This is a genomic window from Pseudomonas sp. MF6396 (assembly GCF_002018915.1).
Classification (GTDB): domain Bacteria; phylum Pseudomonadota; class Gammaproteobacteria; order Pseudomonadales; family Pseudomonadaceae; genus Aquipseudomonas; species Aquipseudomonas palmensis.
Map to the genome: position 1 here is coordinate 1 of NZ_MVOK01000018.1, position 11,779 is coordinate 11,779.

Consider the following 11,779-nt stretch of genomic DNA (forward strand, 5'->3'; position numbering starts at 1 on the left):
TCGTATTGTCGCGTGATATGCGTGGTTGGGTGGTGTGCTATGTGTTTTTGTTGGATGGGAGGCCGACCGAGTTCGAGCTCAGGGCGGCGTCACATGGGTAGAAGAGACAGGAAGAGACAGATCCCCGCCCCGATCAGCATCGCCAGTTGCGGGTGCTCACCCAGCACATCCAGCCCGCGCTTGACCCAACCACTGAGCGCATCGCCACCGCGATAGACCACCGTGTCGATGAAGTTCTTGGCGCGGTACTTCTGCTCGGCCGGCAGCACGGTGTACAGCATCTCGCGCCCCGGCCGTACCAGCGCATACTCCCCCGCACGGCGCACCACCATCACCACCACGAACACCGCAAACACCGGGGCCAGGGCCAGCCACAGGAAGCCGGCCACCATCACCAGCGGCACCGCCACCAGCAACACGCCCACCCCCATGCGCCGCGCGATGCGCCCTGTGAAAAACAACTGGGTGAGGATCGCCAGCGCCTGCACCACGGTGTCGATCAGGCCGAACACCTGGGTCTGGCGGGTGCGGTCGGTAAAGGTCTGTGCCACCAGCCGCGCCTGCTCGAAGTACAGGAAGGTACTGATGCTGGCCAGCAGCACCACGAACAGCGCCAGCATCAACAGGTAGGGCGAGCGAAGCACCTCGCCGGCCCCGGCAAACGGGTTGCCGCCCAGCGGCCGGGAGCGCGGGTGTTCGGCCTCCGCCGGCAAGGGCGCACGGTCGCGCCAGCGCTGCAGGTAGGTTGCCGCGCCGATGCTGCCCAGCAGAAACAGCGTGGCCAGCAGCACCAGCCCGGCATGCCCGACCACGCCCACCAGCAGGGTACCCAGTATCGGCCCCACCAGCCCGCCCAGGCTCGCACCGGCTGCCAGCAACCCGAACAGGCGCTTGGCCTGCTCGTTGCTGAACAGGTCGGCCAGTACGCTCCAGGCCAGCGAGATGCTCAGCAGGTTGAACACCGACAGCCAGATGTAGAACGCCCGGGCCACCCACAGGTTGTCGGGCTGCACCGCGAACACCAGGGCGAAGGCCAGCAGGTTGCTTGCCAGAAAGCCGTAGGTCCAGGGCAGGATCCTGCGCCGCCGGGCCCGCGCCACCACCCAGCCGAACAGCGGCAATGCCAGCAAGGTGACGATGAAGGTGCCAGTGAACAGCCATTGCAGGTTGTCGACGCCGCCGGCCACCCCCATGGTCTCGCGTACCGGTCGCAGCATGAAATAGCCGGCGAACAGCAGGAAGAACAGCGCAAGGCCGCCCACCACCGCCGGGGTTTCGTCGTCGTGAAAGGTGAACAGCCGGCCCAGCAGGCGCATCAGCCGAACATCTTGATCAGCGCCTGCTGCCGGGCCGTGTCGAGCAACGCGCCACTGCCGGCCTTGAGCTGGTCGCGTTGACGGTCCGGGCGGCTGGTGGCCGGGATCACGGTCGTCACTGCCGGGTGACTGAGGGCAAATTTGAGAAACAGCTGCGCCCAGCTGCCAATGCCGGCTTCGCCGGCCCAGCCCGGCAACGGCTGGCCCTTGACCCTGGCAAACAGCCTGCCGTCGTCGAAGGCGCGGTTGATCAGTACCGCCACGCCCTTGTCCTGTGCCAGCGGCAGCACCGTGCGCGCGGCGCCAGGCGCATTCACCGAATAGTGGATCTGGATGAAGTCCAGCGGCTCGCGGCGCAGGATGCGCTCCAGTTCGTCCAGCCCGCCATCGGTGTAATGGGTAACGCCCACGTAACGGGTCTTGCCCTGGGCCTTGAGTTCACGGGCGTAGGGCAGTTGGCGCTGCCAGTCGCGCAGGTTGTGCACCTGCAGCAGATCGACCTTTTCGGTGCGCAGGCTGCGCAGCGTCTGGGCCCATTGCGCCTGCGCCGCAGCCTGGCTGTCGGCGGCGATCTTGGTGGCCAGGAAGGTGCGCTCGCGCCAACCGCCCTCCTCCAACAACTGGCCCAGTATCGCGTCGGCGCCGCCATAGTTGGGCGAGGTATCGATGACCCGGCCGCCACCGTCGAAGAACACCTGCAGCACCGCTTTGAGCTGCTGGTACTCGGGGGAACCCGCCGTCACCTCGAAGCTGCCCGAGGTGCCGGCGCCGATCACCGGCAAGGCCTCGCCGGTGGACGGCACCTTGCGCTCGAGCAGCGCCGTGTGGGGCTGCGCCAGGGCGTGCGGGCGGCTCAGCAGCAGCCCCAGGCCAGCGGCCAGGGCAGCACTGGTGGCGAGAAAACGGCGACGCGTAGGCATGCGCAGGCCTCCTGCAAAGCGGCGTTGGAAGGGGTCAAAGGGTCAAGCATAGACCATGGCCCAACGGCGCCGATTTGCTCAATTGCCATGCGCTTCTATATTGAGCTAGTCCCTGTTGCGAGTGCCAAGCGTGGCCAGCACCGATCGGTTGATCATCTGCGAACACTGCGACTGCGTGTATGAACGGGTCGAGCTCGCCAAACACCAGAAAGCGCTATGCCTGCGTTGCGGCGCCGTGCTGCAGCGCCATAACGGCCTGGATGTACAGCAGCGCCTGGCGCTGAGCCTCACTGCAGCGATCCTGTGGATGTTCGCCAACTTCTACCCGGTGATGAGCATCAGCCTGCAAGGCCTGCACAACAGCGCCACGTTATGGGACTCGGTGCGCGCCCTGGCCACCGGGCCGATCACCTTCATCGCCCTGGTGGCCGCCATCGCGATCATCATCGCGCCGATGTTCCAGCTGTTGCTGCTGCTGTGGGTGCTGGTGCATGCCCTGGGCCGACGCCGCTCGCCGGCCTTCAGCCTGTGCATGCGCTGGCTGGAAACCCTGCGCCCGTGGAGCATGCTGGAGGTGTGCCTGCTGGGGTCGATGGTGGCGGTGTTCAAGCTGGCCGGGCTGCTCGATGTGCTGCCAGGCCTGGGGTTGATCGCCCTGGCCGCCCTGAGCCTGCTGATGATCCGCCTGGCCGGGCGCGATATCCGCGACCTGTGGGTGTACCTGTCTTGAACGCGCCGCCGCTGGCCAGCGAGCTGGGCCTGGTGCTGTGCCATGCCTGCGGGCTGGCCTGCGACAACCGCGACCACCCCACCCAGTGCCCTCGCTGCGCAGCGCCGCTGCATGAGCGCAAGCCCGAGTCGCTGACCCGAACCTGGGCGTACCTGATCGCCGCCCTGGTGTTCTACATCCCGGCCAACCTGCTGCCGGTGATGAACACCAAGCTGTTCGGTGCCGGCGACGACAGCACCATCATGAGCGGCGTGCTCGAGTTCTGGGCCCATGGCTCATGGGACATCGCACTGATCATCTTCATCGCCAGCATCGCGGTGCCGGCCACCAAGTTCGTGGCCCTGGGCCTGCTGCTGGTGACGGTGCAGCGCGGCAGTACCTGGGCCCAGCGCCAGCGTTCGAAGCTGTTCCGCTTCGTCGAGCTGATCGGCTACTGGTCGATGCTCGATGTGATCGTGGTGGCGCTGGTTGCCGCACTGGTCAAGTTCCAGGCCCTGGGCGACATCGAGCCGCGCCTGGGCATTCTGTTTTTCGGCATGGTGGTGGTGTTCACCATGCTCGCGGCCATGAGCTTCGACCCCCGCCTGATCTGGCAACCGCCCAACGGCAAGGAACCCGCGCATGAGTGAAGACAGCAACCACAGCGCGGCACAACCGGCTCGCCCGGCGGTGCAGACCCGGCGCTTCAGCGTGTCGCTGGTGTGGATCGTGCCGATCGTGGCAGTGCTGGTGGGCATCTCGCTGGTGGTGCACAACTGGCTGCAGGAAGGCCCCAGTATCCAGGTCACCTTCAAGACCGGCCAGGGGCTGGAGGCCAACAAGACAGCAGTGAAGTACCGCAACGTGGTGATCGGCCAGGTCAGCGAAGTGGAGCTCAGCCAGGACCAGAAGAGCGTCACCGCCACCATCAAGCTGGTCAAGCAGGCCGAGAACTTCACCCGCCAGGACTCGCTGTTCTGGGTGGTGCGCCCGCGCATCGGTGCGGGCGGCGTAACGGGTATCGACACGCTGTTCTCCGGTGACTTCATCGGCGCCGATGCCGGGCAGTCGGACACCCGCGCCAAGACCTTCACCGGCCTGGAGACACCACCGCCAATCACCTACGGCGAACCCGGCAAGCGCTTCAACCTGCATGCCTCCGACCTCGGCTCGCTGGGCGTCGGCTCGCCGGTGTACTACCGCAAGATCCAGGTCGGCCAGGTGGTGTCGTACGCGCTGGACGCCAACGGCAAAGGGGTCAATGTCGAAGTGTTCGTGCACGCCCCCAACGATGCCTTCGTCACCGACAACACGCGGTTCTGGAACGCCAGCGGCGTGGATGTCGAGGTGGGTGCCAACGGCTTTGCCCTGCGCACCGAGTCGCTGTCGTCGCTGATGGTCGGCGGCGTGGCCTTCAGGGCCCCGGACTACAGCCCCGACGACCAGCCGGCAGCCGAGGACAAGACCTTCGAGCTGTTCGACGACCGCCCCGCAGCCCTCGCCCCGCCGGCGGGCAAGGCGCAGTACCTGGCGCTGCGCTTCGACCAGTCGCTGCGCGGGCTCAAGGTGGGCGCACCGGTGGAGTTCCTGGGCATGGAATTCGGCCGGGTAGTCGCCATCAACCTCGACTTCGACGCCAAGACCCGCACTTTTCCGGTGAATGTGGGCATCGTGATCTACCCGCAACGCCTGGGCCAGGCGCATACCAAGATGCTCAAGGTGCTCAATCACAACCCTGACGATGAACAGGCCGGCGTCCGCCTGATGGGCACCTTCATCGACAACGGCCTGCGCGCCCAGGCCCGCAGCGGCAACCTGTTGACCGGGCAGTTGTACATCGCCCTGGATTTCTACCCCAAGGCGCCCAAGGTGACCTTCGACCCGACCGCGCGCCCCATCACCATCCCGACCATCCCCAGCAGCCTGGAGCAACTGCAGGAGCAGTTCCAGGCCATGGTCGAGAAGATCAACAAGCTGCCCATCGAACGCATCGCCGGCAACCTGGACGCCAACCTGGTGGAGCTGCGCAAGGCGCTCAAGCAGTTCAACGGCAAGACCCTGCCCGGCATCGAGGGCACCCTGCAGGACATGAGCACCACGCTCAAGAGTGCCAATGCGACCCTGGCCGACGACTCGCCACAGCGCGAGCAGCTGTCGCAGACCCTGGACGACCTGGGCCGCATGACGCGCTCGATGCGCGAGCTGGCCGACTACCTCAAGCGCAACCCCGAGTCGCTGCTGCGCGGGCGGCCCGACAATGCCCCTGCCGATGCCTTGCAACCTTCCTCGCGCCAATGAGCACTGGAGCCCGCCCCATGACCTATCTGCTCAAACCTTCGCTGCTTGGCATCGCGCTGTTGCTGGCGGCCTGTCGCAGCGAGCCGGTGCACTACCACACCCTGGTGCCTGCGCAGCTACAGGCCGGGGCGACCCGTGCGGTAGACGTACGCATAGAGTCCATCAGCGTGCCGCCCCAGGTCGACCGCGAGCAGATTGTCGTGCGTCAGGGCGACAGCGGCCTGGCGGTGCTCGACAGTGAATGGTGGGGCGCCAGCCTGGTGGATGAACTGCGCAGCGCCTTGAGCGGCCAGCTCAACAGCAATGCACCGCGCACCCTGGGCCTGCGCCTGGAGGTGCAGCGCTTCGACTCGGTACCCGGGCAATACGCCCTGCTTGAGGCGCGCTGGCGCCTGCGTACGCTGGGCGGCGATGCCAACCGCCCCGCCCTGCGCTGCCACAGCCTGGTACGCAGTGCGGCGGGCACCGGGATTGCCGAGCTGGTAGCAGCCCAGCAACGCAACGTGGCGCGCCTTGCAGGGCTCATAGCCCAGGCGGCCGATGACACCCGGGCCGGGTGCCCGGCCTCCGGTTCCTGAGGCATCGGGCCGGTCAGCTCACTGGGCCGTGCCCACCGGCATGCCCTGCGGCCCCGGTGTGACCACCACGTCCAGGTCGATATGCTTGAACTCGGGCTTGGCACCAAGGCGTGCATTGAAGCGGTAGTTGAAACTGAACGGATCGTTGGTCGGCACGTTGAGCGCGTGTCCGTAGATCGGCTCGACCGCCGCGGCGTCATACCCCAGCAACTGCAGCAGCGTGGGAAAGATGTTGTAGTGGCTGGAGCGGTCCTTGTTGGTCGCCAGTTGCGCCTGCCAGTCCAGGGTCTTCAGGCCCTGGCCCTGGATCACCACCAGCGGCACCAGGCCCTCTTCCTCCACCGGGTTCTCGCCACAGTGGGTGTTGAGCCCCGGGTTGCCGCGTTCATGCAGGTCCTGGCCATGGTCGGAGGTGTAGATGATCACCGCCTGGCTCAGGTCGGCCTGGGCAAACAGGCGCTTGAAGAATTCGCCCACGCTCCACAGCACGCTGTTCTTGTACGAGTTGCGGTACAGCACCCAGTCCTGCGGGGTACCACTGAACCCGTCGCGCTGACCGGTATCGGCGATGTCGGCATAGTGGCCCCGCGGCAACGCCGGCGTGTAGGTCATGAACGCATCCGGGTACTTGTCGTGCACCGGAAAATGCACCCCCACCTTGTTGATCACGATCAGTTGCGGCTTGCCGTCGCCCAGCAGCTCCACGAGCTTTTGCAGTGCGGCCATGTCGCGGTCGCGCACCGGGGTGGTATCGAACTGGATGAACTGGTCGATGTCGCGCTTTTCGGTGGCATCCATCAGGTTCTGCAGGTTGCCGCCGGTGCGCTGGCTGTCGATGTAGACGGTGCCAAGCCCGGCCTGTTTGGCGTACTGCCAGATCGACGGCAGGGTCGAGTTGATGCGCAGGTAATCGCTGCGGGTGCCGCCGTAGCGCAGCGTGACGTTGGTGTCGGCGCTGCAATTGGCGATGGAGGCGGCATAGCCGTAGTTGAAGATGCTGGCCCCCGGCTGGGGGTGGGTGAGGTTGCTGGTGACCCCGTTGGGGGTATTGAGGTCCAGGTAGTTGCCCGAAACGCTCTCGTCGATGATCAGCACGATATCGCGCGCCAATGGCGGGCCGCTGCGCGCCAGTGTCACTGGCTGGCGCGGGCCCACGCTGTCGTGCAGCGATTCGTAGAGGAACAGGTTCAGGTAGGCCAGCGGCGTGTACATCACCGGCAGGCCGCGTGCGCCCTCGCCGGCACGCACGAACAGGATGCCGGTCAACAGCGCCAGGCCCAGCAGCGGTGCGGCCCACGCCAGGGTGCCGGGCAGCCGCTGCACCGGGTCCGGGCGCAGGCCCAGCCCCAGCAGCAACAGCAGCCCCTTGGCCGCGACCCCCAGGATCACGCTGTGGTACTGCTCAAGCGCCTCGCCGATGAACCCACCCGAATACACCATCGAAACGAAGGCGCTGTAGGTGAGGTACTCGGCGGTTATGCGCGTATAGGCGTCGAAAAACACCGCGCTGGCACAGAACCCCACTGCAAACAGCCAGCGCACCAGGCCCTGGCGTATGTTCGCGCACAGCCACAGGGCAGCCACCAGCAGCACGAACACACCGGCATACAACACCAGTGCCACCCCCAGCCCGATCGCCTCGAGACGCTCGAGGTAGTACGCATGGAAACTCAGAAGGTAGACCAGCAGCAACAGTCCCTTGATGTAAACGCGCATGACTTCCCCGCCAGAAATGTTTCCCCCCAGCCCACTGAGGTTTCCCACACGGTAGCAGGATGCCGACAAAGCGCAAACCACAGTTTGTCAAAAAAATGACGAAATGCAGGGCGCCGATTATGACGTTTTTCAAGCGGGAATCTGATGCATTCGCGAAACAACCCACATTCCACGAGCCACGTTTTACGCGGGCTACGACCGTTCATCGCATTGACAACCGGCCAAGTGCCAGCCCATTTCGACGCTAAGGTACGGATTGGAAAAGGGTTGATGGCAAAACAGTGGAACTCCTACCACCTGTAACTCTACAGATACATGCCATAGGTTTGACACAAACCGGCTCAGCTGGTCTATACCGAATTCACACCCGCTGTTTCACTTTCATTACTCCATACGAGGCACGCCAGCATGGATGTGAGCGTATTTGGCACCGGTTATGTCGGACTTGTGCAAGCTGCCGCCTTGGCTGACGTAGGTCACCGGGTACTTTGTGTCGATGTAGACGCCCATAAAATCAGTCAGTTGCGACAAGGTGTTCCACCTATTCATGAGCCTGGCCTGTCGGGCATGCTCGAGGAAAACATCAAGGAAGGTCGGCTGTCGTTCAGTACCCAGGCCAGCGATGCCGTCGCCCACGCCGAGCTGATCTTCATTGCAGTCGGCACCCCACCGGACGAAGACGGCTCGGCCGACCTTTCCCACGTGCTGGGCGTCACCCGGCAGATCGCCGGCCTGATGGGGGCGCACCGCACCCTGATCATCAAGTCCACCGTGCCGGTGGGCACCGCCGACAAGGTGGCCGCGCTCGCCCGCGAGGAGCTCGACCGGCTGGGCAAGCATCAACTGCAGGTGCGCGTGGTCTCCAACCCCGAGTTTCTCAAGGAAGGCAGCGCCCTGGCCGACTGCATGCGCCCGGATCGGATCATCGTCGGTACCGCCGATGACCAGGCCCAGCAGCAGTTGTCCGAGCTGTACGCGCCGTTCTGCCGCAATCATGAAAAGCTCATGTTCATGGACAACCGCAGCGCCGAGCTGACCAAGTACGCAGCCAACGCCATGCTCGCCACGCGCATCAGCTTCATGAACGAACTGGCCAACCTCAGCGAGTTCCTCGGCGCCGACATCGAATCGGTGCGCAAGGGCATCGGCTCGGACCCACGCATCGGCTACCACTTCATCTACCCGGGCTGTGGCTTTGGCGGGTCGTGCTTCCCCAAGGACCTGCGTGCGCTGCTGCATACCGCCGAACACAGCGGCATGCCGCTGCGCCTGCTGCAGAGCGTGAGCGAAATCAACGACAGCCAGCGCCAGATCCTGTTCAGCAAGCTCAAGCGCAGCTTCCCCGGCAGCCTGAAGGGCAAATCCATCGCCCTGTGGGGTCTGGCCTTCAAACCCAATACCGACGACATGCGCGAAGCCCCCAGCCGCTACCTGATGGAGGCGCTGTGGGCCGAGGGCGCCACGGTGCGCGCCTTCGACCCCGAAGCCATGGCCGAATGCCGGCGCCTGTATGGCTACCGCGACGACCTGCAACTGTGCGCCACCCGTGACGACACCCTGGAAGATGCCGATGCGCTGGTGATCTGCACCGAGTGGAAGACCTTCCGCGTGGTGGATTTCAACCTGCTGGCGCAAAAGCTGCGCCAACGCCTGATCATCGACGGACGCAACCTCTACAGCCCCGAACAGGTGGCAACCTTCGGCCTGACCTACAGCGGCATCGGCCTGCGCCAGGTACAACCGCAGGTATCGGCGCCATGAGAATACTGGTCACCGGTGCGGCCGGCTTCGTCGGCGCACACTGCACACTGCGCCTGTTGCGCGACGGCCATCAGGTCGTGGGCCTGGACAATTTCAACGACTACTACGACCCCGCGCTCAAGCAAGACCGCGTGCGCTGGGTCCAGGCCCAGGCCGGCGATTTCGACCTGCGCCGCCTGGACCTGGCCGACGGCCCAGGCATCGAGGCGCTGTTCGCCGAGTTCGCCCCCGAGGTGGTGATCCACCTGGCCGCCCAGGCCGGGGTGCGCTATTCGCTGGACAACCCGCGCGCCTACGTGGACAGCAACCTGGTGGGTTTCCTCAACATGCTCGAGGCCTGCCGCCGCCATCCGGTGCAGCACCTGCTGTATGCCTCCTCAAGCTCGGTGTACGGCAGCAACCAGCGCACACCCTATGCCGTGCAGGACGCAGTGGACCATCCGCTGTCGCTGTACGCCGCGAGCAAGAAGGCCAACGAACTGATGGCCCACAGCTACAGCCACCTGTTCGCCATCCCCACCACCGGGCTGCGCTTTTTCACCGTGTACGGCCCCTGGGGGCGCCCGGACATGTCGCCCATCCAGTTCGCCCAGGCCATCAGCCAGGGCCACCCGCTCAAGCTGTTCAACTACGGCCAGCACCAGCGCGACTTCACCTACATCGACGACATCGTCGAAAGCCTGGTGCGCCTGATCCCGCTGGCCCCGGTCAGCGACCCGGCCTGGGACCGCCTGGCCAGCGACCCGGCCAGCAGCCACGCGCCCTGGCGCATCTACAACATCGGCGGGCAACGGCCGGTGGCCCTGACCGACTACGTGGCGCTGCTGGAAAAACACCTGCAGCGCACCGCCCAGGTCGAGTTGCTGCCCCTGCAGCCAGGTGACGTGCTGGACACCTGCGCCGATGCCAGTGCCCTGGCCCAGGCCACCGGCTTCACCCCGTGCATCTCGCTGGACGAAGGGCTGCGCCGCTTCGTCGCCTGGTTCGTCGATTATTACGCGCACACGCCCGACGACGCTGTGCGGTCCATCGGGCAAACGCCGGTTGCCGCGCCCGAGCATCAACGGAGGGTGGTATGACAGGCCAACAGAAAAGTGCTGAAACCCAGGCCCTGCGCCAGGACAAACGCATGGACCCCAATCACCGCATGCGCATCGATGCGGCGATTCACATGCAGGGCCGTGGCTGGATGACCGGGCGCGCCGGCGGGCGGCCGTGGACGCTGTCGCGCACCAACCGCGTACTGTCGTTCATCGGTGCGCTGATGATCGTGCTGTTGATTTCACCGCTGCTGCTGGTGCTGGCCGTGCTGGTCAAGCTGAGCAGCCCCGGCCCGGTGTTCTTCGTGCAGCAGCGCACCGGCTACCGCGGGCGCAGCTTCGGCATGTACAAGTTCCGCACCATGGTCGCCAACGCCGAGGACCTCAAGGAGTCGGTGCGCCACCTGAACAAGCACGGCGCCGACGCCATCGACTTCAAGATCGACAAGGACCCGCGCGTAACCCGCATCGGCAGCTTCCTGCGGCGCAGCAGCCTGGACGAGCTGCCCAACCTGTTCAACGTGATCCGCGGCGAAATGCGCCTGGTGGGCCCTCGCCCGACCTCCTTCAACGCCTATCGCTACAAGGACAGCCACCTGGCGCGCCTGAGCATCTACCCCGGCATGACCGGCCTGTGGCAGATCTCGGGGCGCAGCAACATCGACTTCGACCAGCGGGTCGAGCTTGACCTGAGTTACATCGCCGAACAGAGCTTGAGCCTGGACCTGAAGATCCTGCTCAAGACCCCCTTCAAAGTCTTCAGCGGCCACGGAGCAAGTTGAATGGACGGTTCTACTTCGAGAAGTCTGACCATCGCCACCCCCAGCGAAACCAACCTGACGTCCACCGTGCTGGACCAGGAGCAGCGCGTGCTGCTGCTGACCGCGGCCAATACCGGCAGCGGTACCAGCACCAGTGCGCTGGCCTTCGCCAAGCAGCTGACGCTGATGAGCGGCGGACCGGTACTGCTGGTGGACAGCAGCCCTACCAGCAACAGCCTGACCCAGCAGATGGGCCTGCAGAAGCTGCCCGGCTTTCGCGACCTGCTGTTCGAGCAGGACACCCCGCCCGTGCTGCAGGACTGCCTGGTGCGGGTGTCAGACCAGCCTTTCGACATGTTGCCGTGCGGCCAGTACCGGCGTGGCAACGAACGCCTCAACCCGGACCGCCTGCGTGCCCTGCTGAGCCAGCTCAGCGCGCACTACCGCTTCGTGGTCATCGACGGCGAGGCGGTGTACTCCAGCGTCGACAGCCTGGTGATCGGCACCCTGGTCGATGGCGTGATCCTGGTGGTCACCGCCGAGGACACCCGCTGGGAGGTCGCCCAGGCCGCCGCCCAGCGCCTGACCCAGGCCGGCGCCAAGCTGATCGGCAGCGTGTTCAACCGACGCCGCTACTACATGCCCAAATGGCTTTACAACAATCTCTGAGCAGCCAGGCT

At 65.3% G+C, this 11,779-nt stretch carries 11 protein-coding genes; 8 read left to right on the top strand and 3 right to left on the bottom strand.

The features are described 5' to 3' along the window. Nucleotides 1-89: 89 nt before the first annotated feature. Together MF6396_RS18035 and MF6396_RS18040 are read right to left on the bottom strand one after the other, a co-directional pair. Nucleotides 90-1,316, bottom strand: coding sequence for an NTP/NDP exchange transporter (locus MF6396_RS18035; protein WP_078481189.1), 1,227 nt, complete (start codon nucleotides 1,314-1,316; stop codon nucleotides 90-92). Continuing rightward, nucleotides 1,316-2,236: an aldo/keto reductase gene (locus tag MF6396_RS18040; protein WP_078481191.1), complete on the bottom strand. Its 921-nt coding sequence runs from the start codon at nucleotides 2,234-2,236 to the stop codon at nucleotides 1,316-1,318. Before MF6396_RS18040 ends, MF6396_RS18035 begins: the two co-directional genes overlap by 1 nt. A gap of 130 nt (nucleotides 2,237-2,366) precedes the next feature. Here MF6396_RS18040 and MF6396_RS18045 point away from each other — a divergent pair, with 130 nt between their 5' ends. The 4 genes from MF6396_RS18045 to MF6396_RS18060 are packed head-to-tail and all read left to right on the top strand — an operon-like array spanning nucleotide 2,367 to nucleotide 5,821. Continuing rightward, entirely contained in the window at nucleotides 2,367-2,966 is a 600-nt protein-coding gene (locus MF6396_RS18045) for a paraquat-inducible protein A (protein WP_043860615.1), read from the top strand. Further along, entirely contained in the window at nucleotides 2,963-3,595 is a 633-nt protein-coding gene (locus tag MF6396_RS18050) for a paraquat-inducible protein A (RefSeq protein ID WP_043860614.1), read from the top strand. Before MF6396_RS18045 ends, MF6396_RS18050 begins: the two co-directional genes overlap by 4 nt. Beyond that, nucleotides 3,588-5,243: a PqiB family protein gene (locus MF6396_RS18055; RefSeq protein ID WP_078481192.1), complete on the top strand. Its 1,656-nt coding sequence runs from the start codon at nucleotides 3,588-3,590 to the stop codon at nucleotides 5,241-5,243. Before MF6396_RS18050 ends, MF6396_RS18055 begins: the two co-directional genes overlap by 8 nt. 17 nt (nucleotides 5,244-5,260) lie before the next feature. Next, nucleotides 5,261-5,821 (top strand): PqiC family protein, encoded by a 561-nt coding sequence (locus tag MF6396_RS18060; protein ID WP_043860612.1) that lies wholly within the window; start codon nucleotides 5,261-5,263, stop codon nucleotides 5,819-5,821. A gap of 18 nt (nucleotides 5,822-5,839) precedes the next feature. Here the strand turns inward: MF6396_RS18060 and MF6396_RS18065 are convergent, their stop codons facing one another. Beyond that, the gene (locus tag MF6396_RS18065; RefSeq protein WP_058540222.1) at nucleotides 5,840-7,537 is read right to left on the bottom strand and encodes a sulfatase-like hydrolase/transferase; all 1,698 of its coding nucleotides are present in this window, start codon (nucleotides 7,535-7,537) and stop codon (nucleotides 5,840-5,842) included. A gap of 408 nt (nucleotides 7,538-7,945) precedes the next feature. Here MF6396_RS18065 and MF6396_RS18070 point away from each other — a divergent pair, with 408 nt between their 5' ends. Genes MF6396_RS18070 through MF6396_RS18085 form a run of 4 tightly spaced genes read left to right on the top strand, consistent with a single transcriptional unit; the run spans nucleotide 7,946 to nucleotide 11,768 of the window. Next, nucleotides 7,946-9,298, top strand: coding sequence for a UDP-glucose dehydrogenase family protein (locus MF6396_RS18070; RefSeq protein WP_078481194.1), 1,353 nt, complete (start codon nucleotides 7,946-7,948; stop codon nucleotides 9,296-9,298). Further along, nucleotides 9,295-10,377: an NAD-dependent epimerase gene (locus MF6396_RS18075; protein ID WP_043860609.1), complete on the top strand. Its 1,083-nt coding sequence runs from the start codon at nucleotides 9,295-9,297 to the stop codon at nucleotides 10,375-10,377. Before MF6396_RS18070 ends, MF6396_RS18075 begins: the two co-directional genes overlap by 4 nt. Continuing rightward, nucleotides 10,374-11,120, top strand: a complete 747-nt coding sequence (locus MF6396_RS18080; protein ID WP_043860608.1) for a sugar transferase — start codon at nucleotides 10,374-10,376, stop codon at nucleotides 11,118-11,120. Before MF6396_RS18075 ends, MF6396_RS18080 begins: the two co-directional genes overlap by 4 nt. Further along, nucleotides 11,121-11,768, top strand: a complete 648-nt coding sequence (locus MF6396_RS18085; protein ID WP_043860607.1) for a CpsD/CapB family tyrosine-protein kinase — start codon at nucleotides 11,121-11,123, stop codon at nucleotides 11,766-11,768. It begins immediately after the preceding gene. The last annotated feature ends 11 nt before the right edge of the window (nucleotides 11,769-11,779 follow it).